At 64.6% G+C, this 20,943-nt stretch carries 17 protein-coding genes; 11 read left to right on the top strand and 6 right to left on the bottom strand.

Annotated elements, in window-relative coordinates; translation table 11 throughout:
• Positions 1-5: 5 nt before the first annotated feature.
• The 4 genes from ACTOWJ_RS26670 to ACTOWJ_RS26655 all read left to right on the top strand — a co-directional run bounded on the left by ACTOWJ_RS26670 (position 6) and on the right by ACTOWJ_RS26655 (position 4,954).
• Complete coding sequence (locus ACTOWJ_RS26670) at positions 6-638, top strand: hypothetical protein (protein WP_441337654.1); 633 nt, start codon at positions 6-8, stop codon at positions 636-638.
• 1 nt (position 639) lies between these two features.
• A complete protein-coding gene (locus tag ACTOWJ_RS26665; protein WP_441337653.1) occupies positions 640-2,166 on the top strand; it encodes an XVIPCD domain-containing protein in 1,527 nt (508 codons plus the stop codon).
• 188 nt (positions 2,167-2,354) lie between these two features.
• Entirely contained in the window at positions 2,355-3,962 is a 1,608-nt protein-coding gene (locus ACTOWJ_RS26660; RefSeq protein WP_441337652.1) for a hypothetical protein, read from the top strand.
• Between the two features lie 353 nt (positions 3,963-4,315).
• The gene (locus ACTOWJ_RS26655; protein ID WP_441337651.1) at positions 4,316-4,954 is read left to right on the top strand and encodes a glutathione S-transferase family protein; all 639 of its coding nucleotides are present in this window, start codon (positions 4,316-4,318) and stop codon (positions 4,952-4,954) included.
• A gap of 104 nt (positions 4,955-5,058) precedes the next feature.
• On the opposite strand, the gene ACTOWJ_RS26650 is transcribed toward ACTOWJ_RS26655, so the two are convergent.
• Positions 5,059-5,616 (bottom strand): hypothetical protein, encoded by a 558-nt coding sequence (locus tag ACTOWJ_RS26650; RefSeq protein WP_441337650.1) that lies wholly within the window; start codon positions 5,614-5,616, stop codon positions 5,059-5,061.
• A 174-nt stretch (positions 5,617-5,790) separates the two neighbouring features.
• Here ACTOWJ_RS26650 and ACTOWJ_RS26645 point away from each other — a divergent pair, with 174 nt between their 5' ends.
• The 4 genes from ACTOWJ_RS26645 to ACTOWJ_RS26630 all read left to right on the top strand — a co-directional run bounded on the left by ACTOWJ_RS26645 (position 5,791) and on the right by ACTOWJ_RS26630 (position 11,385).
• A complete protein-coding gene (locus tag ACTOWJ_RS26645; RefSeq protein WP_441337649.1) occupies positions 5,791-6,825 on the top strand; it encodes an XVIPCD domain-containing protein in 1,035 nt (344 codons plus the stop codon).
• Positions 6,826-7,330: 505 nt separating this feature from the next.
• On the top strand, positions 7,331-7,564 hold the full coding sequence (locus tag ACTOWJ_RS26640) for a hypothetical protein (protein ID WP_441337648.1): 234 nt from the start codon (positions 7,331-7,333) through the stop codon (positions 7,562-7,564).
• A 222-nt stretch (positions 7,565-7,786) separates the two neighbouring features.
• On the top strand, positions 7,787-9,052 hold the full coding sequence (locus ACTOWJ_RS26635) for a glycosyltransferase (protein ID WP_441337647.1): 1,266 nt from the start codon (positions 7,787-7,789) through the stop codon (positions 9,050-9,052).
• Between the two features lie 170 nt (positions 9,053-9,222).
• Positions 9,223-11,385 carry a TonB-dependent siderophore receptor gene (locus tag ACTOWJ_RS26630; RefSeq protein WP_441337646.1) on the top strand — a complete coding sequence of 721 codons (2,163 nt, stop codon included), beginning with the start codon at positions 9,223-9,225 and terminating at the stop codon, positions 11,383-11,385.
• 150 nt (positions 11,386-11,535) lie between these two features.
• On the opposite strand, the gene ACTOWJ_RS26625 is transcribed toward ACTOWJ_RS26630, so the two are convergent.
• The 4 genes from ACTOWJ_RS26625 to ACTOWJ_RS26610 form a co-directional block, all read right to left on the bottom strand.
• Positions 11,536-12,195: a hypothetical protein gene (locus tag ACTOWJ_RS26625; protein ID WP_441337645.1), complete on the bottom strand. Its 660-nt coding sequence runs from the start codon at positions 12,193-12,195 to the stop codon at positions 11,536-11,538.
• A 394-nt stretch (positions 12,196-12,589) separates the two neighbouring features.
• On the bottom strand, positions 12,590-13,567 hold the full coding sequence (locus tag ACTOWJ_RS26620) for a VOC family protein (RefSeq protein ID WP_441337644.1): 978 nt from the start codon (positions 13,565-13,567) through the stop codon (positions 12,590-12,592).
• Positions 13,568-13,756: 189 nt separating this feature from the next.
• Positions 13,757-14,047 (bottom strand): hypothetical protein, encoded by a 291-nt coding sequence (locus tag ACTOWJ_RS26615; protein ID WP_441337643.1) that lies wholly within the window; start codon positions 14,045-14,047, stop codon positions 13,757-13,759.
• A 3-nt stretch (positions 14,048-14,050) separates the two neighbouring features.
• Complete coding sequence (locus tag ACTOWJ_RS26610; RefSeq protein WP_441337642.1) at positions 14,051-15,118, bottom strand: nuclease-related domain-containing protein; 1,068 nt, start codon at positions 15,116-15,118, stop codon at positions 14,051-14,053.
• Positions 15,119-15,368: 250 nt separating this feature from the next.
• Between ACTOWJ_RS26610 and ACTOWJ_RS26605 the strand changes: the two genes are divergently transcribed.
• Positions 15,369-15,620 (top strand): hypothetical protein, encoded by a 252-nt coding sequence (locus ACTOWJ_RS26605; protein ID WP_441337641.1) that lies wholly within the window; start codon positions 15,369-15,371, stop codon positions 15,618-15,620.
• A 90-nt stretch (positions 15,621-15,710) separates the two neighbouring features.
• Here the strand turns inward: ACTOWJ_RS26605 and ACTOWJ_RS26600 are convergent, their stop codons facing one another.
• Complete coding sequence (locus ACTOWJ_RS26600) at positions 15,711-16,553, bottom strand: class I SAM-dependent methyltransferase (protein WP_441337640.1); 843 nt, start codon at positions 16,551-16,553, stop codon at positions 15,711-15,713.
• Positions 16,554-16,711: 158 nt separating this feature from the next.
• Here ACTOWJ_RS26600 and ACTOWJ_RS26595 point away from each other — a divergent pair, with 158 nt between their 5' ends.
• Together ACTOWJ_RS26595 and ACTOWJ_RS26590 are read left to right on the top strand one after the other, a co-directional pair.
• Complete coding sequence (locus ACTOWJ_RS26595; protein ID WP_441337639.1) at positions 16,712-18,772, top strand: M13 family metallopeptidase; 2,061 nt, start codon at positions 16,712-16,714, stop codon at positions 18,770-18,772.
• Between the two features lie 462 nt (positions 18,773-19,234).
• Positions 19,235-20,608 (top strand): neprosin family prolyl endopeptidase, encoded by a 1,374-nt coding sequence (locus ACTOWJ_RS26590; RefSeq protein ID WP_441337638.1) that lies wholly within the window; start codon positions 19,235-19,237, stop codon positions 20,606-20,608.
• Positions 20,609-20,943 lie beyond the last annotated feature (335 nt).

Raw genomic sequence — 20,943 nt, 5'->3', positions numbered from 1 at the left:
GCGTCATGAAAAAGAGATACATGCTTGTCAGTTTGATGGCTGTGCCGCTGGCGATGCTGCTGATGTCGGCTTGTTCGGCTGCTCCCCAGAATGGTGCTGGCCAAGCAGCAGCCAAGGCGGACGCCGCATTGCGCACGCAGGCTGACAGTCCTGCCACGGCCGGCCTCGCCAAAGAATTCGAGCCGCGCGTGTTGGCGCTGTTAGAGCGGATCGCCCGCGACAAACGCATCACCCGCGAGACGGTTGAGACCGAGCTTGGCGCAAAATTCACTGCCGATCCGGCCGCGCCGGGCCAATCCCCGCAATGGTCGCTTCAAGGCCCGTTCAATGCCGAGCATGGCTTTTTGATCAAGCTCCGGAACCGCATGGCGGATACGCAGTTGCTGATCTTTTCTCCTGCATTCAATGCAGCGGGTTGTTACTTGGCCAGCGCGCCGGTTCGCGCGGCGCTGGTCAAGTCCGGGTACATCGTCAACGAAATGCAAGCAGACAAGCGGCCGTTCACCCTTCTGCGGAACAGTGAACCGCCTTCGCCGGAGTCGGTCGTCGTGCGCCTGTTCGATGAAGCGCAAGCCGGGGTAGAAGGTGAGCGGCGGCTATGTATTTACCGCCTCGACATCTCTGCGCCAGGAGCGTGATATGGCCGAGAAGATGGATCCGCGGATCGAACAATTACTGACGGATTTCAAAGAAAAGCAGAAGGCCACCGATGCTGAGTGCGCTGTAATTCGGCGCGCAATCAGCGAGTCGCCTTATCTGGAGCAATTGATAGAGACCACGCTCGATCGCGGAGTGCTTAAAGGGTTCACCTCTAAGTCCACGCCGGGCTCGGGTGGTCATTTCACCGATCACGATGGAATGTTGAACGTCAGTCGGGCCAGCCTGAGCCACGTCTTGACCCAACCCGAAGATATCGATGTGCTGGTCGGGACGCTCGCGCATGAAGCGGGGCATGCGGCTAATCAGGTAGATCGACAATTTCGCCTGAAGCAGTTCGAGCGTCAGCTAGAAGCGCGGTTTGCCTCCGATGAGGAGGTGCATGACGCTACCGATATCGCGTTGGCCTATCAGAACAGGCAGCGCTGGGATGAAGCATATGCCGAACTGGTGTCGGTAAACGCCGTGGTCTCAAGGGTTCGGCACCTCAACCCATCGATACGGGATGAGGAGGTACTGGAGCGCGTTCAAACGAACAGCCGCTGTGTTGTCAGCGACCCTAAGACTGGAGCGCTGTCCTGGGCGGAAGGCATTACCGTTAAGGACGACCGCCGAATTAAGTACACCCCCGAGAATATTGAAGCCGTAGCGAGCTGCCACTTCGATGCGCCGACCGAGAAGGCGACGTTGGGTGCGCATCGGGATTTGGACTATCGCGGCTACTACGCGCCCTACAGCATGAGCCGTATCGTCGATCTGAAAATCGCCGCGGACAACTACGTCGACAACCCGCTCAGCGGCCCCGACGCACCGTTGCACCTCAACCTGGGCCGCCTGGGCTGGGATTTGGCGAAGATGGAACGCGACGGCGTGAGCTTCGCCAACCACAAAGTCGACTTCAACTTCTACGACACCACCACCGGCAAACCGGTGATGCGCAACCTGCGCGACACCACGGAAACGCCTACGAAGGCGACCGCGCCACCGGACCTCTCCGCACCGGCAAATTACCTTCCGGCCGACCCCAAACCCCAGGCATCCGCCGAGCCCGCGGACAGTTCAACCCGTCGCCTGACGCCCGCAGATCCCGGCCATCCGGACCGCGCGCTTTACGACAAAGTCCGCGTCGCCGTAGAACAACTCGACCAACACGTCGGCAAACCCTGGGGCCAACAAAGCGAACGCATGACCGCCAGCGCCCTGGCCATGGCGGCGGAAAAGAAGTTCGACCCCAAGGACGACATCCGCCTTGCCTTCAATCAGCCCACCGCGAACCTCGCCGCGGGCGAGATGGTGCACGTCTACCGCGTCGGTCATCCCAACCCGGACCCGGCCGCGAATGTCGCCAGCATGAAGACCGCCGACGCGCTGTCGGTGCCGGTGGAGGATCGCTTTCAGCAGGTCGCAACGACGCGGTTGGCGCAGAACGATCAGACCCAGCGCGAGCAGCAGGAACAAGCGCGGAATCAAAACGTATCGAACCAAGGCGGGCCGAGGATGTCGGCGTAAGCCAGCGGCGCTGAGTCAAGACTCACGTTCCGCGCAGGCCATCAAAAAACAGCGCGAAACCGGCCGCACCACCGCATCCGTTTCACCCCGTCGCCCCACATTGCCATCCCCTACGCATTCTGCTGAGCTAGTCGCCGATCCGGGCGGACGCCCCGGCGATGCGAACGCAAGGACAGGGGGAACACGCAATGCGCACTACGTTGTGGCTGATGGGGATGCTGTTGAGTTTGCCGGCCGTGGCCAAAGACACCGCACCAGTGCCGGCCGACTTGGCGCCCACCCACGGATACGTCTACCTGGCCTATCCCCGAGGCGCAGGGCAAGCCATCGCTATAGTCGAGTCCAGTGCCGGCGGCAAATCGATCCGCGTCGATACCCCCGCCGCCGCCGCGCCCGTGACCGATGCCAGCGCCGTCGGCCAATGGCTGCCCGCCGGCCACTACCGCATCGCCCAATGGGGGCCCACGAAATCGCCCGGTGGCTCCGAGTTCGACGTCCAGACCGGGCGCGTGACCGACCTGGGCAGCGTCGTGCCGGTGAAAGTTGGCGGCTACCAATACGTCGTAGTGCCCGTCGTTGACCCCGATCATGCCGTCGGCGTCGCCGCCGCGATCCAACCCATCGCCGCATGGCTCAAAGACCCCGCACCGCTGGCCGCGCCGCTGCCGACCGTCTCGTCCGCCATCGACCTGCCAGGGCAATCGCACGATCTGGGCCTGATCGCGGAACTGCTGCTGCAGCACGAGCGCAAGGTCAACAAACCGCCCAGTCTGGACGCACTGAAAGCGGAGAAACGCCCCGCCGAATTTCTGCGCCTGTATCGCCAGACCGTCCAGCCCTCGCAAGACGAACCCGCGCGACTGGCCGACGGCACCCTGCTGTTCCCCGCCGACCTCGGCCAGATCCGCAAACGCAGCCCCGACGGCCAATGGAGCAGCGTCGGCATGGACACGGTGCGGCAGATCTTTGCCGTTGAAGCCGTGGACGGCCGTTGGCTGGCCGGCAGCGACGACGGCCGCCTCAGCGAAAGCCGCGACAACGGCGCCACCTGGGCCGAACTCAAACGCCTGGGCTCGCAACAGACCGTGCTCGACATCGACCACGCCGACGGCGCGTGGGTCGTCGCCACCACCGAGAAATTCGACGACCCCCGCGCCGCGCGCGGCAGCGGCTTGCTCGCGGCCCCCAAAGGCACCACATCCATGCGCTTGCGCGTCTACGTCGCCCGCGACCCCAGCCTCGCCGACCTAGTCGTATCCAAAGAATTCGTGCTTGCGCCCAAAGACCAGATCGGCTGGCTCGGCGCGCGCGGACAACTGGTCGACGGTGCGTACTACATCGCCACCGGCAACGCACTGCAACGCCTGGACGTGGCCGACGGCCGCTGGACCGCCATCACCCCCGGCCCGCGCATCTCATCGCTGCGCGCGAACCCCGACAGCGGCGTACTGACCGCGATGTGGAGCCAAGGCGCGTTCTCCAAGGTCTATATCTCCAGCGACCGCGGCGCCACCTGGACCCAGATCGGCCGTCCGCCGTACGTCATCTACGACGTGCAAATGGACAGCGCCGACCGCGGCTGGGCCAGCCGCTGGAACATGAACGCCTTCAGCGGCGTATGGGAAACCTACACCTACGTACCGGCGAAAAAAGACTGGGACCAATCCGGCGAAGCCCCGTTCAACTGCCGCCTGCTGCGCGTGGCCGCCGACGTCCCGGTGCTATGCATGGCGCCGGATTCGAGCATCCTCGGCTTGAAGGACGGCAAGTGGGGCGTCGAGTACTCGGCGCGTTGATGCCGTTGCGTGGCGGGTGGCGCGAAGGCGCTGCCCGCCAAGTGAGTTGTATCCCGGGTTTGTCGTGGCAACCACTCCGGAGTGACTCGCCTTCTTCGATACCCAGCTGACCCTCGTTCGTCAGCTGGATCGATCCGGGATTGAGATTCGGTCGCCCATCAATCCCAAATTCGACGTGGCTCAGACCAACTCCCCTCCTTGAACGCAAAGCCGGCGCAGAGTCATCTGTTGGCATTCCGTTAAGAGCAAGCAACGCGACTCGCCCCCCCATTACTTCCGTGCGGGTCACACCTGTCACTGTTGGCACTCATCCCGCCGAGGCATAGTCCAACCTCCACACCGGGAGCCACCGCATGTCCGAGTTCATCATCGCCACCTACGATTGGGTCCCGCAGTGGCCGCGCGGCCACGTGCGCGATCTGCGCATCCGCTGGGCGCTGGAAGAGGCCGGTTTGCCGTATCGCGTGGAGAGCGTGCCGTTTCGCGATCGCGGGCCGGAGCACTTCGCGCATCAGCCGTTCGGGCAGGCGCCGTGGTTGATCGATGGCGATCAGTCGATCTTCGAGACCGGGGCGATCTTGCTGCATCTGGGCGAGCGCAGCCCGGTGCTGTTGCCGGCCGATCCGCGCGCCCGCACGCAGGCGGTGGAGTGGGTGTTCGCGGCGCTCAATTCGATGGAGATGGCCACCGTGCCGTGGTCGATCCTGAAGTTCTCCGGCGACCAAGACGAAACGCACGCGGGGAAATCCTTCGATGCCTTCGTCGGCAAGCGGCTGGGGCATCTGGAGGCGGTGTTGGCGCAGCGTGAGTGGCTGGCGGGGACGTTCTCCGTCGCGGACATCCTCATGTGCGAGGTGTTGCGTCTGGTCGAACGCTTCGACCGGCTGACCGAGCATCCGGCCTGCCGCGAGTACATCGCGCGCGCTACCGCGCGGCCTGCGTTCGCGAAGGCGTATGCGGATCAGATGGCGCATTTTGCCAAGGCGGATTGAGGGGGCTGTCTGGAGGCCTGGGCAGCATCGAGTCCTGGCGCAGATTCTGAGGCCGGGACTGGACTGAAGCGACGCCTCTAACGGCGTCGCGATGGCCTGCAGCGTCAAGGCGCTTTTGACGTCGCGGCCTTATATATCCAGACCGTACCAACGCACTGTGGGTTCGGTGCGTAGGCCGTAATGTCTATTCGGACATCGCTGTTCTGGAACTGATACGTGACGTTGGCGCGGACGGTATCGCTGCCGGTGGTTTCGCCCGCTTTGGTCGCGCCAGTCAATGCCAGGGCGCGTTCGATTCGGACGCACGGATGAGCCTCCAGATCGAAGGCCACTTCGTCCCAAGCGGGCGCAAGCGTCCGCGTACCGGTCAATGCCTGCGCGATGACGGCCCCGTCCTCCAGCGTGATCGGTTTGCCCGCGTTCGTGCGTGTTGAGAGCCCGGTGGCGTAACCCGCGCCGTAGCGCCGTTGCAAATTGCGCACGACTTCATCGACGCCGGCTTGCCCCTTCTGGACGGGAAGCAGCAGCAACCGCTCTATTTCTGGATGAGCTTCGTCCACTGAAACGGTGGCTTTCTTGGTGCTAGCGCAACTAGCGACCAACAGCAAAAATCCGAGGAAGATCAGGCGTAGCGGGTACGCACGCAGGTGAGGGGGCGTCATCGTGCTCGATCTCCCTTCGATTGCGGATAGCGCCGGGCAGGGCGAATGAAGAGCATGGCATGGACGATACCGAGCGCGATACAGAATATAAGGCCAACACCCAGCTTCTGCGCGACCACGAGGGCTTCGCGAGGATGCCGAGAGTTATTCGGGAATGGGTGCTGAAATCTCCGCATGCGGGAGGATTTTGCGGACTTCTTCGCGAAGGGCGGCGTTATCGTTGAGAGTGAGGCTGAACAGATCGCCTCTTACCGCGCGGATCCGCGTCCCGAGATTCATGTCAACCGTGAGCGCTACGCCTTCGCTCGCGAGCCCAATGGCGCATATTCCGCGGTCGGGTTGTTCTCGACCTTGGCGCATGAAGTCGGCCACGACAAAGACAAGCATGCGCGGTTCAAGGTGGGTGGTACCGCTGAGGAGTACGTGCAGTTCCGTAGCGAGAAGGAAGCCAAAGCGATCTTCAACGCATTTCCGATCTTTGCCGATCTGTCCGAGCGCGTACCGGAGTTCAGGCCGAGTTGGAGGGAGGTCGGCTACGACACCAGCGGTTTGAAGTGGGGCAGCCTGTTTGGCGACTGGAAGCGGGGCGATCTGAGCGAGGCGGGGATGGTCAAAGAAATCGCTGCTCAGGTGGCTCGGTTTCCTTATAGCCGAACCGACGGTTTGACCGATCAAGATCGCGACGGCGTGTTGACCCAGCGTGATCTGTACTTGCGTGATTATCAGCGATTGCTGCGTGATTCGTCGCAGGCCCCAGCACAGAGGGTCGGAGCAGAATTGATGCCGGCGATCAATCCGTCAGAAGGGGCGTTCGCCGGGCCCGATGCCGTTATGCATCGGCAAGCGCGGAGCGGAGTCGCCGGATTGGGTTCAGGCAGGGCCGCAGGTGACGGTGAGAGCGCCGAGCGGTTTGCCGCTTCGCTGGTTGCATTGGCGAAAGAAAACGGATTGATTAGGATCGATCACGTTGTCCTCAGCCGTGGGGGTGTTGGTCTCAGCGACGGGGATAACGTCTTTGTGGTTGAAGGGCGGCTGGACGATCCTGCACATCTTAGGGCGCACATGAAGACGGAACAGGCATTGCAGACGCCGATTGAGACCTCGGTTCAGCGGGTCGAAGCTGTGAATGTCGAGAACGCGCGACTTCAAGCTCAGCAGGTTGTGGCGCAGGATTCTCAAGAAGTGGGGCGTAGTCCCGTCAAGCATTAGCCGATATCGACCTCATGTCGCTCGCTTTGATCTTGAATGTCGCCGTGCTGTCAGAAGGTCGGTGAGTCACGACGGCTCCTTGTAGGGCCTCGCGTCGCGGGCTGGCGCGCGTAGTTGCCGATTCGCAGCAGCTATTTGTACTGCCCGGCCCAGGCCTTGAGTACTTTGATTCGCGCGTGGGTGAAATCCACCTGGCAGTTATATCGTGCATCTTCTTCGTAGCCTTCGTGATCATCGCGCAACTCCGGCTGGAGCTGATTTACTGGAGTGCGAGTTCGTCCTGATATCGTTCGGTCGTCTATTCGATAGCCGCGGATGTGTCGTAGCGCCACAAGCACGCACTGAGTCGGCCGGTGCGTGAGGTCCGAACCGCCTGCGCCGGGTCATCCGTTGTTCGCCCGTGAAGAGGAACGCGAACTCGCTAGACCTGCCATTAACCTGCTTCCCCTCAGCGTGCAGTATCGCCGGCTCCAACCGGAGCCCGCGTCTTACGAGGGCGACGGACATGGGCAACGACAACAAAGACCGCAAAGTGCAAGGCGGCGACACGAAGCAGGACGACAAGGCGCGGCCGCCGCACGGGCAAGGCCATCAGCCGCTGCCGGGCGAGATTCCGTCCGACGGTGAGGGGCAGGCCAAGCGCAAGCATGTTCAGAATGCGGACTTGCCGCCGGGGCAGGGACATCAGCCGTTGCCGGGTGAGGATCCGCCGGCCGAGGACAAGGACGACCGTCGCTAGAAAGCGATGGTTACGCTGCGTGCGCGTTGGTAGAGGCTGCGTTGCGATCGCGTCGATATTCAGCGATCGACCGCCATCGGGGCGGGGCCGGAAACGAATCGACGCTCGATGAGCGTCTTCCCGTTCTTAAGTTATAGCCCTCCCCGGGGCTTGCGGCAAGACCTTCCTCGTGCAACACAATCCGCGCCCTACGCCGGAAACGGCGGTCATGGGAGCAGGGCAATGCGTGTGTTGTTATCGACGTATGGGTCGCGCGGGGATGTCGAACCGTTGGCGGGACTGGCGGTGGCTTTGCAGGCGCTCGGGGTTCAGGTGCGGGTGTGCGCGCCGCCGGATCGGGAGTTCGTCGAGTTGTTGGAGCGCGCGGGCGTGCCGATGGCGCCGGCGTTTTCGTCGGTGCGCGAGTGGGTCGGCGAGATGCTCAAGCGCAAGGCGGAGGCGACGCCGCAGGGCGCGGCGGAGTTGATCTCGACGACGGCGGGGATGATCGTAGCGCGGCAATTCGAGGCGATTAACGCAGCCGCGGACGGTTGCGATGCGGTGGTGGCGACGGGTCTGTTTCCGTCGACGGCGGCGGCGCGGCTGGTGGCCGAGCGGCGCGGGCTGGACTATGCGTATGCGGCGTATTGCCCGTACTTCGTGCCCTCATCGCATCATCGGCCGCATGAGTATCCCAACCATCCGTTGCCGGCCGATATCGCCGACAACGCGGTGCTGTGGGATCGCGATATCGAGATCATGAATGCCTTGTTCGGCGCCGGGGTCAATGCGCAGTGCGCGGCGATCGGATTGGGGCCGGTGAAGAACGTGCGAGATTACGTGTTCACCGAACGGCCGTGGCTGGCGTCGGACCCGACCTTGAGTCCGTGGCGTCCGACGCCGTTGCGCGATGTGGTGCAGACCGGCGCGTGGGTGTTGCCGGACGTGCGGCCGTTGGCGCCGGAGTTGCTGGCGTTTCTGCAGGCGGGCGAGCCGCCGGTGTATGTGGGATTCGGCAGCATGCCCATGCACGGTCTGAAGGGCGCCGCGTTGGCGGCTATCGAAGCGATCCGGGCGCAGGGACGACGCGCGATCGTCGCGCGCGGTTGGGCGCAGTTGGGTCTGCTCGATGATCGCGACGACTGTTTCGCCGTCGGCGACGTCAACCAACAGGCGCTGTTCGGCCGGGTGGCGGCGGTGGTGCATCACGGCGGCGCGGGGACGACGACCACGGCGGCTCGGGCCGGTGCGCCGCAGGTGGTGGTGCCGCAGATCGTGGATCAGCCGTATTGGGCGGGGCGGGTGGGCGAGTTGGGCATCGGTTGCGCGCACGACGGTCCGGTGCCGAGCTTCGAATCCTTGTCGGCCGCGCTCGCCATCGCGCTGAGTGCGCAAACCCGCGCGCGCGCGAGCGCGGTGGCCGGCTTGATTCGCGCCGATGGCGCGGCGGTGGCGGCCAAATCGTTGGTCGATGTATTGAATCAGGCGAAGCGGTCGGTGACTGCATAGGCCGGGGGCGGGGCGGGCGCAAGCCAGGGACGGCGTCGCCCGCCGGGTCGGACCGGTTGGGCGCGGCGGACGAGAAGGGCCGCGCGGCCCGGCCCTGCGCAAGGATTTTCTTGAAATGAGAACGATTCTCAATATAGTGGGCGCGACTTCACGGTTTGGAACTCCCCCACATGCGTTCTCTGTCCCGGCCCGGCGTCTCGCCGACGGTCTCGCTTGCGGCTGCCATCGCGGCGGCGCTGCTGTTTTCCAGTTCTCCCGCCGCCGCCCAGGCGGGGACGGCCGCCGACGCGCCTGCGCCCGCACCGGCCGATGCGCCGCCGGATGCGGCCCGCAGCACGCTGCCGGCGGTGCAGGTGCATGGCGTGTCCGTCGTCGAAACCGCCAACGGGCCGTTGCAGGGTTATGCGGCGCGGCGCAGCGCCACCGGCACCAAGACCGATACGCCCTTGCTGGAAACGCCGCAGTCGATTTCGGTGATCGGGCGCGAGGAACTCGACGCGCGCGGCGTGCAGACGGTGATGGAGGCGGTGGGCTATGCGCCGGGCGTTGCGGTGGGCAACTGGGGCTACGACGCGCGCGGCATCGATTGGCTGCTGATCCGCGGTTTCGACGCCACCAATTCGATGTTCCGCGACGGCCTGATGGTGCCGGCGTTCTCGTTGACCGAATCGTACGGTCTGGAACGCGTCGAACTGCTGCGCGGGCCGGCGTCGGTGACTTTCGGGCAGAGCGATGCGGGCGGCGTGATCAATCGGGTCAGCAAGATGCCCAATGCCGAGGCCGCGCGCGAGGTGGAATTGCAGATCGGCAGCTTCGACCGCAAGCGTCTGGCCGCGGACGTGGGCGGCGCGCTCGGCGACACGCTGAGTTATCGCGTGGTCGGCACCACCCTGGACACGCACACGCAGGAGCGTTATCCCAACGGCGCGCAGGTCGAGGTGCGGCGCGATTATCTGGCGCCGTCGCTGCGCTGGCAGCCCTCGGACGCCACCTCGCTCACCCTGCTCGGCGAGTACTTCAAGAGCAAGGCCGGCGACGATACCGGTTATGTGATGGACGCCAACGGCGCGCCGACCAAGGTCAAGGAAGGCGAGCCGCGTTACAGCTGGATCGAGCAGGAGCAGCACGCGCTGGGGTATCTGTTCGAACACCGGTTCGGCGAGCGCTGGGCCGTGCATCAGAACCTGCGCTACAACGGCTTTGACACCGACAAGCACCACATGCAGTCGAGGCTGGCGGGCGATGGCCGCAGCCGCACGCGCACCGCGCGTTACGACGCCGACCGCGTGCATCAGGTGACCGTCGATACCAATCTGCAAGGCCTTGTGCGCACCGGTGGGGCCGAACACACGCTGCTGTTCGGCGTGGATTGGACCCGCATCGGCTATCAGACCAAGTCCTACTCGGGCCCGGCGCCGAACATCGATCTGCTCGCGCCGGTATACGGCCAGCCGATCGCGGAACCTTCGCTGCTGGGCACGTATTACAAGCAGACCACCCGCCAGTTGGGCGTCTACGCGCAGGACCAGATCAGGTTCGCCGATCATTGGGTGGTCACGCTCAGCGGTCGGCAGGATCGGGTCGAAGCGGTCACCCGCGATCAACTCACGCGCACGCGCAGCAAGCAGACCGACGATCAGTTCAGCGCGCGCGCCGGGTTGACGTATCTGGTCGGCAACGGTTGGGCGCCGTATGTCAGTTATGGCGAATCGTTCCTGCCCACCGCCGGCGCCGATGCGAATGCGCGGCCGTTCGAGCCCAGCCGCGGCAAGCAGGTGGAGGCGGGCGTGAAGTTCCAGCCCGAGGGCGCACACACGCTGGTGACCGCGGCGGTGTTCGATCTGACCAAGTCCAACGTGGTCAGCTATGACCCGCAGACCGGCGACGGACGTCAGATCGGCCGTATCCGTTCGCGCGGCATCGAGTTGGAAGCCAAGACCGAACTGACGCGCGGCCTGGACCTCACCGCCTCGTACACGTGGTTGGATATGAAGGTCACCGACAGCCTCAATCCGATCGAGGTCGACGACATGCCGATCCAAGTGCCCAAGCAGAACGCGGCGCTGTGGCTGGATTACACGATGGACAGCGGCTTCGGCTTGGGCGGCGGCGTGCGCTACATCGGTCGGCGCTGGAACGATGAGGCCAATACCAGCGCCGAAGGCGGCGTGGCGCTGCTGGATGCCAGCGCGCATTACCGGATCGGTGCGTGGCGCCTGGCGATCAACGTCAACAATCTGGCCCAGCGCAAGTACGCCTCGTCGCGCGCGTACGGCAGCTACTACCCGGGCAGCGAGCGGTCGCTGTTGGCGACGGTGAAGTATCAGTTCTGAAGCATGCTGTTCTGGAGCGGGCTGTTCTAAAGCAGACCGTCGCGCGATTGCGCAAGGCCGAAAACATCAGGGGCGCGGCCGTGGCCGCGCCCCTGAGTAGTACGGCGATCCGCCGCCGTTGCCTCCGGCGACGGTTCGCGCGTGTTCGGGTCAGATGAAGGGCACGAACGGAACATCGTCCTGCTTGAGCACGCGGTCGATCAGCTTCTCGCCCACGACCAGGCCTTCGATCGTCGGGCCCAGCGGGGTCAGGCCGAACGGGCCGGTGTCCTTGAAGTACTGCACCGCGGTGTCCCAGGCCATTTCCGGCACGTCGCTCAGTTCGAGTTTGCCGACCGTGATCAGCGACTGGTCGATGCCTTCCATGCTCAATACGTCCTTGACGTCCGGGGTGGCGGCGATGACCAGCAGATCCTGCACGGGCAAATCGTACAGACCGGAGTCGACATAGGCCGCCGGGTGCGAGCCGAAGGCGAATTCGCGGAACTTGACCGAGTCGCGTTCCATCTCGGCGAAGCCTTGCGGGTCGCGGGCGCGGAAATCCTCGATCGACTGCTGCAGGGCGTCGGTGGTGCGGTCGCGCCATTCCAGGCCTTGCGAGGACAGGTCGGAGGAGTCCAGCGCCTGGAAGCGCTCCATGTATTTCTCGCCGTAGCCCAGGTAGTAATCCGGCGGTTCCATGCCCGGGTTGCGCGCCTTGAAGTCGTCGACTCGCTGTTGGTAGTAGTCGGGCGATCCGACCTTCACCGGCGTCGGCGTGTCCGACGGCAGCGTCGGGGCGGTGTAGATCCGGTCGATGGGTGCGATCACGGCGGCGGCTCTCGGGTACGTGGGTGACTGCAGCCTACCCACGCCCGTGGGCGGCCGGAACTGGGGCTGACCCTAAGTAGATTGCAGATACGTGTCGGATTTGGGGCGGGTTTGTAAAACAGTGGCGGGGCGCACTTTTCCGTGGGGCGCAGGTTGCGGAGGTTCGCCGCGCGGGCAGTGGCGGCCGAGACGGCTTGGCTGAATCGTGGGCGTTGGTGAGATGAGGTGGCTTGAGCGGCGATCGCGATTTCACGGCGACGGCGCGGTTGAGGTTTCGTGGTCGCGGCTTGCGCCGCTCCTACAGGACGATGCCGAGGCCCGGGGGTAGGAGCGGCGCGAGCGGCGACCGCGAATTCAAAGCAACGACGCAACTGCCGTTACGATGGTTTTGCTTCTAGCCGGCGGCGACTCCGCACGCCGCCGGCGTCCGCGCCGAATCGTGGAACTCGATCAGCAGCCCCAGATCGGCTTGCGTGGGCGCCACGAATGCATCGCCCAGCGCGCCGCGGTAGCGGATCAATTCGGTCTCGTAGCCGCGTTCCACCCGTTGCTGTGCCAGGTCGATATCGGCGACACCGATGCTGATTCCCAGCATCTGCGGTCCGCCGCTGCGCAACGCGTCGGCGGCGGCGCCCGGGCCGTCGGGCTGCAGCGCGAACACGCGTTTGCGGCCTACCGGTACGCAGTATCCATGAGCGGCTATCTGCGGAAGGCGCACGCGCGTGGCGCCAGTCAGTCCCATGCGCTCGAATTGTTTGCGGTCGGCGTGGGCATCGGCCGAAAGCAGCCACAGGCCTGACAACTCCTGCGCGCCGTTGGGATGCTGCGGCGCGATCCGCGTATCCCACACACGGGTCGGCGTGGCCCGCAGGCGGGCGTAGTCGATGAAGAACAGATTGCTCGACAGCGGCTGCGGTGCGAAGGCGAACAAACGCCAGCGCGGCGGATGCGACGGGCCGTCGCCGTCGGGATCGTCCAGCGGCGCGGTGAAGATCGGCGTCGGCGCGAATCCTTGTTGCCGCACCAGTCCGTGGACCTGATCGAGTATCGAGGAGCGCAAACCGAACGTGCGCGCGCCCGGTCCGCCGCGCAACGAGGCCTGGTCGGCCTGCATGCCCGGGTCGAGTTCGGCATCCGCGCGGGTCTTGGCGAACAGTTCGAGATAGCTCAGGTCGGCCATCCGCACATAGCGGTTGGCCACGCCGCCGGGATTGCGCCCCGGTCGGACTTGGAAGCCCAGTTTCACCGCCAGGGGGGCGCTGATCTGATCGATGTCGCGGCCCCACAACAGGGCGTGATCGATTTCGGTCGTGCGTTCGACCGCAGCGACGGAACGGACGGGTTCGGCCGCGATCGCCGCCGATGAGCTCATGCCTGCGATCAGGGCGGACCACAGGACCCACGTGCATGCCATACGTTTGTTGCGCTTCAACCTCATTGCGGATCTCCATGCCGACAGGGCGGTGCGCGCAGCATGCGAGCATCGCCCTCCGGACGTGCGCACGAACGGCCGCTGCCGGACACGGATGGATGATTTCGGATCGCAACGAGCGACGGCCGCTTAGTCGCGTTCGCGTTCCGCGGGAGTCGTGTCTTGCGGTTTGGGCAGCAGCGCCGGAGCGGCGCTGGGGCCGGGTTTGCGATTGTGTCGGAACCACAGATAGCTGCCGACGATCACCAGACTTTGAAACACGGCCAGCGGTGGAAAGAACAGGTGGGTTACGGTCCAGGCCAGGCTCGCGACCAGGGCGACGACCATCGTCTTGGGACCGACCCGGCTGGCCAAGTACATGATCACCACGAAGAGCAATTGGTAGAGCAGGACCGGAACGGTCAGGATCGCGGCGATCATGGGTCAGGCCCGATTGCGGTGATAGAGCGCGCTGCTGCGGCAGTCGGCGCATTCGCGATAGAACGCGACGCCGTCCTTGCGCAGGCGCGGTTTGTGCCCAGGCCGGCAGGTCAAGCGGATCGTGGTGTTGCCTGCGCAGCCATCGCATTTGAAGTAATAGCCGTACTTGCCGTAGAGGATTTCCCCGGCCTTCTGTCCGCAGGTCTTGCAGGCCACGTTTGTGGTTTCGTCCATGCTCGAGGGTGCAGGTGCAGGTGCAGGTGAAGGTGAAGGTGAAGGTGAAGGTGAAGGTGCGGGCATCGGTGCGATGGTCGGCTCGATCCGGGTCCTGCCTTGCGCCTGGGACACCGTCGCGGCCGGTTCGACGCCTTGATTCCGCGTGAGCGGCCGGTGTTGGGCGACCAGTTGGCGCGCCACGAATTCGACGGTCTCGCCCGAGACGATCTTGGCCGTGGTCTTGAACAGGGTGACCAAGGGGTTCTCGCTGTCGATGTCTTTGTCGATCCGCTTCTTGAGCTGATCGGCCTTGATCACGCGCGAGGAGTCGAAGCGTTTGGAGCGGTCGATGCGCGCGGCCGGGGCGATCAGGATCAGCGAATGGAAGGTCGGCGAGATGCGCAGGCCGAGCCGTTGCGGCCAGTCGATGCTGCCGGCGACATCGCGCAGCACGTCGATATGCCGTTCGTTCTGCTCCAGCGGCGACGCCATGCCGGTGTAGGTCTTGCGATAATCGTCCCAACGCAGGAACTCACCGCCGTCGTCGATCTTCAGGCCGGCGTTGAAGTGCTTGGATTCCAATACGTAAAGGTCGAGCCAGTGATTGATCAGCAGATGATCGATCTGCGCGGTGCGGCCGCGGTGCTCCAGGCGCAGGTCGTGGATCACCGCCCAGTTGGGCGAGCCGCCGAAATGGAAGTCGATCAGATAGGCCGACTCCGTCTCGCCCTTGAGCCCGGCCTTGCGGATGCGCAATTCGTTGGCGGCTTGCTTGGCCGCCGGGCCGGCGCCGACGGCGCGAAGCTCAAGCTCCTTGAGCTGAGCCGATTGATCGTCCTTGGTCTTGATGAGCACGCAGGCATCCCCCTTGCCGCCGAGCATAACCGGGCGGCACGGCGAAGCGAAGCGCGCTCGATCCGCATCGCGGCGGCTTGAAACCGCGAGATGCGGCGTGAGGCCGGAGCAACGAATCCGGCGCGATCGCCGCATATGCGCTTGCTCGCTGGGAAAAACCGCATTTTCACAATCCGCTTACCCGGTCTTCACGGTCGCCTCCCGGCGCCATGGTCGAATGCGGGCCCGGATCAGCGTTGGGAGAGCGAGAATGAATAAGTTGTTCGCTGCCACTGTTTTTGCGCTTTTGTTGCCCATTTCCGGCTCGGCCCTGGCCGGCGTGGTGCATGTCAGCGGACACGGGCAGAGTTATGACCCGGGCATCGCTTTGGAGGATGCCCGCGCCGATGCCGTCGCCCAATGCACCGCGCAAGGCGGGACGCCGATCGAGGAGGTGTACAACCACGTCACGCGCGCCAACCTGTGGCTGGCCAGTTCGATCTGGAGTTGCCAGGTGCCGTGATCGCGGTGGCCGGGTCGGTCCGCGAATAAGAACGCGAGACTAAGAACGCCAGGCCCTTCATCGCGGCAAGCCGTTGTTCGGCGCGTCGCCTCAACGCTTGCTGGCGAATACTCCGTCGAGCGCCGATTGCGCCTTGAACCCGGCCTTCTCCAGGCGTTTGGCGACCTCGCGAGGGACATCGCGGCCACTGGTGAGTTTGTTCGGGCTGCCGGTGTAGTGGAACAGCCGGCCGCCGCGACGCAGCACGCGCGCCAGGTGATCGTAGAACGTCTGCGAGTACAACTCGCCGGCGATGCCGAAACGCGGCGGGTCGTGCAGCAGGGCGTCGACCGAGGCGTCGGCGATCTGGACGATCGCCTTGGAGACGTCGGCGTGATCGAGTTGCAGGCGTCCGCCGCTCGCCGGCGCCTGCGGATCGGGCGACCACGGGTTGAGCGTGCGCAGCCACAACACGTCTTCGTTCTTCTCGAACGATTGGATGCGCGCCGCGCCGGCCTCCAGGCAGCACGCGGCGAAGTAGCCCAGGCCGCCGCAGTTGTCGAGCACGGTCTTGCCGCGCGGCTCGACCAACTCCACCTTGCGCCGTGCGTCGTCGATCGGCGAGGTCTTGGCGGTCGGCAGCATCTTGATGCCGTCGATCTCGAAGGTCGGCGCGCCCCATTGGGTCGGTACCAGCTTGATCAGCGCGCCGGAATAGCGCGACACCGGGGCGAAGTCGTCGCCGTCCCAGTGGTAGATCGTGCGGTCCTTGAGCTTGGCAGGGTAGGGATAGCGTTGCTCGCGCCAGAACCAGGCGTCCGGGTCCAGCCGCGCCTCGCCGTTGGAGCGTTCCAGGTCCAGCGAGCCGACCCATGCGCCATCGCCGGCATCGCGGGCGGCCAGCAGTTTTTCGGCGATTTCGCGGGTGAGCAGGGGGCCTGAGTAATGCGGCACGGCGGGTGATTTCCTGGGGCGAAGGCGAAAAGTATGCCGGACCGGGGCGTGCGGCGGCCTCCAAACCGCCGGTTTCACGGCTTGCGGCCCAAACCAACGGCCCACGACACCGGTCCATCCCCTGAGCTAGGCTGCCCGCTTTCCACCGGGGACCACCCATGAAGCCTTCACGTTTGAGCCTGAGCCTGGCGCTGGCCGCCGCGTTCGCCGTTTCCTCCGCCCATGCCGCCGGCAGCGCGGCCCAGGGCAAGCCGCAGTTGGGGAGTTTCGGCGTCGACCTCAGCGCGCGCGACGCCCAGGTCAAGCCCGGCGACGACTTCAACCGTTACGTCAACGGCCATTGGCTCGATACCTATCAACTCAAGGATTACGAGACCTCGTTCGGCTCGTTCAACCTGCTGCGCGATCAGTCCGAAGCGCAGGTGCACGCGATCATCGAGGAGCTGCGCCAGAGCAAGACGCTGGCCGCAGGCAGCGAGAAGCAGAAGCTGCGCGATTACTACGCCAGCTACATGGACCGCGCCGCGCGCGACGCCGCCGGCATCGCGCCGCTGCAGCCGGTGCTGACCCGGATCGCCGCGATCGACTCCAAGGACGCGCTGATCCAGGCCTTCGGCGCCACCGATCTGGACGGCACCACCGCGCCGCTGCGTTTGGGCGTGGACCTGGACCGCAAGGATCCGGACCAGTACCTGGTCGGCCTGCGCGTCGGCGGCCTGGGCTTGCCGGACCGCGATTACTACCTCAATCAGGACGCGCGTTTCGTCGGCATCCGCACTGCCTATCTCGCCCACATCGAGCGCATGCTCGGTTTCGCCGGGGTCAAGGACGCCAAGGCGCGCGCGCAGGCGGTGCTGGATCTGGAAACCGAGCTGGCCAAGCCGCAGTGGGAGCGCGCGCAGTTGCGCAACCGCGACAAGACCTACAACGTGTCGACCTTCGCTGAGCTGGCCAAGCAGTATCCGGGCTATGACTGGGCCGCACAGGTGAAGGCGCAGGGCATGCCGGCGCTGGATCGCATCAACGTGGCCACGCCCAGCGCGGTGCAGCCGGTCATCGAGATCATCGGCCGCACGCCGTTGCCGGTGTGGCGCGATTACCTGACCTTCCACGCCCTGCGCAACAACGCGCCGTTGCTGAGCCGTGAGCTCGACGATGCCGCGTTCGCGTTCAACGGCACCGTGCTCAGCGGGCAGAAGGCGCAGCGCGACGACTGGAAGCGCGCGGTGGCCACGGTCACCGGCAGCGAAGGCCTGGGCGATGCGATGGGCAAGATCTACGTGGAACGCCACTTCTCGCCGCAGGCCAAGGCGGCGATGCAGACCTTGGTGGAGAACCTGCGCAAGGCGTTGCGCAGCAATATCGAGAAGATCGACTGGATGGGCGATGCGACCAAGGCCGAGGCCTACCGCAAGCTCGCCAGCTTCCGGCCCAAGGTCGGTTACCCGGACAAGTGGCGCGACTATTCCAGCGTGACCATCGTGCCGGGCGACCTGATCGCCAACACGATGCAGCTGCGCCGCTACGCGCGCGCCGACCAGGTGCGCCGCATCGGCACGCGCACCGATCGCGACGAGTGGTTCATGACCCCGCAGACGGTCAATGCCTACTACAACTCGACCTTCAACGAGATCGTGTTCCCGGCCGGCATCCTGCAGGCACCGTTCTTCGATCTCAACGCCGATCCGGCGGTGAACTACGGCGGCATCGGCGCGGTGATCGGCCATGAGATGGGCCATGGTTTCGACGATCAGGGCAGCAAGTCGGACTTCGCCGGCATCCAGCGCAACTGGTGGACCGACGCGGACCGCGCCGGTTTCGAGCAGCGCACCAAGGCGTTGGGCGCGCAGTACGACGCGTTCTGCCCGCTGCCGAAGGTGTGCGTCAACGGCCAGCTGACCATGGGCGAGAACATCGGCGACCTGGGCGGCATTTCGATGGCCTACACCGCGTATCAGCTGAGCCTGGGCGGCAAGCCCGCGCCGACGATCGACGGATTGAGCGGCGATCAGCGTTTCTTCCTGTCGTGGGGCCAGATATGGAAGAGCAAGTACCGCGACGAGGCCTTGCTCAATCTGATCAAGACCAATCCGCATTCGCCGGGGCAGTACCGCGCCAACGGTCCGCTGCGAAATTTCGATCCCTGGTACAAGGCGTTCGACGTGAAGCCGGCCGATGCGATGTATGTGGCGCCGGAGCAGCGCGTGCGGATCTGGTAAGCGACGTTCGGTCCGAGTAGGCCGAAGAAAACGGAGGCGGGTTTGTCGGTCGATAGCGGCCGGCGAACCCGCCTCTTTTTTTATAGCGACGGATTCTTGCCGGCGCGGCGATCTCGTGGCGACGCGGCCGCGATTTTTGACGGGATGTCGATGACCTTTCAGGTCGGGCAAGCGCATCACATTGCATGCCATCGCATCGCATCGCATCGCATTGCATCGCATTGCATCGCATCGCATTGCATCGCATTGCATCGCATTGCATTGCATCGAGTCGTATCGCATTGCATCGCATTGCATCGCATCGTCGGATCGCTATCGCTGTCCGGCTTGCGCCAGTGCCCGCGTTGGCCTGGATGGGACCCGCGTATCCAATCGCCGTTCGGCGTATTGGACTGCGATCTGCACCGCCGATGGGGCGGTCATCGCGCGGGCCGTGGAGCGACTCGACCAAGGAGGAAGACCATGCACCTCAATCACGTACCTAAACGTTTCTCCCGCTATTTACGCCGCGTATCGCCGATCGCGCTGTTCGTGCTATGCGGTTTGGCGACGCTGGATGCGGCTGGAGCGGAATTCGAGGCCAACCGTTATGGCGACGTCTCCGATATTCCCGACACCGGCAGCGACGAACGCGATGTCCTGCCCGGTCCGCCGGTGAGCGGTGTGGAGCTCGAACGCATGCAGCGCTATGTCGATGAACATGCGGTCCGCATCGGCCTAGTCGGCACGTTGGTCATGCCCGAGGGCGATATCGTCGACTGCGTCGATCGCGAGAAGCAGCCGGCCTTGCTGCAGCCAGGCATGAAGGACCACAAGCTGCAGTTGCGGCCTTCGTTCGAAGCCAAGATGGAACGTCCGGCCGCCACCGACGATACCTGGCCGCTGGGGGACGCGGCGAAGCAGAGCTATGGCACGACTGCGCCATCGTGCCCCGGCGGATCAGTTCCCATTCGGCGGCTGACGCTGGAGATGCTGACTCGCTTCAGCACATTGAACGATTTCTTGCAGAAAGTACCCACGCATATCGGTCGCGGCAGTGATTTGTTCGATGATAAACCGCATCACGGTCCGGACGATCTGCATCAGTACGCCACCGCCCATAATTTTGTCGCCAACTGGGGCGGCGAATCGGTGTTGAACCTGTGGCGGCCGTATACGGAACAATCCACGGAATTCAGTCTGTCTCAGATATGGGTAGTGCGCGGTTCCGACGACGATCGCGAGACCGTCGAAGGCGGTTGGCAGAAGTACAGGCAGAAATACGGAGATTGGGACCCGCGTTTGTTCATCTATTTCACGCCGGACAACTACAAAGACGAAGGCGCCGGTTGCTACAACCTGGATTGCGAGGCCTTCATCCAGGTCGACGACTCGGTCTACATCGGCGGAGCTCTTGCGCCGACCAGCGTCGCCGAGGGGACTCAGAAGATCCTCAAGCTGCTGTGGTACAAGGACGGCCCCACCGGTCATTGGTGGCTGCGCTATTTCGATACCTGGATCGGCTATTACCCGCGGGAGTTGTTCGACGACAAAGGGCTGCGTAGCCAAGGCGAGCGCGTAAGTTTCGGTGGCGAGATCATCGATGACAGGGCCGAAAATCGCCACACACGCACCGACATGGGCAGTGGCCGCTGGCCGTGGCAAGGCTTCGGTTTAGCCGCCTATCAACGCTCCGTGCGTTACGTCGACACCAATAACTTTTATCGGCAAGCCACGGGTATGAGCACCCACGTGACGGATCCGGCGTGCTACGACATCGAGCTGCACTCGAGCGTGGGCGCCTGGGAGCAGCACTTCTACTTTGGCGGCCCCGGTTACAGCAGTCTATGCCTGTAGGCGGCCGTCGGGACTTCCGCTCCCGGCCGGCCGGGAGACGCTCACGGGCGCGTCCGGCGGTTCGATCCGACCAGAGCGCCGGCCCCGGAAAGGGCCGGCGCTCGATGTCGCCGGTTACAAAGGTTGATGGGCGAACACGCCGCGCAAATAGCCTGTGCTGTAAGGCGGCAGAACGCATATCAGCGTCGCAGTCGAGAAGAACTCGGCCTTGACCTCCAGTGGTTCGCACGGCGACGGTTTCTCGAGCGATAGATATCGCATGCAGACGGCGGCGTGGCGGTTGTGGGTTTGCGGTCGCGGCTTGCGCCGCTCCTACAGGACAGATGGAGGCGACG

This window comes from Lysobacter sp. CA199, from assembly GCF_052078715.1.
In the GTDB taxonomy this organism is placed as follows: domain Bacteria; phylum Pseudomonadota; class Gammaproteobacteria; order Xanthomonadales; family Xanthomonadaceae; genus Lysobacter.
Note: the sequence above shows the minus strand (reverse complement) of the source record. Positions and strands in the feature narration are given on the sequence as shown.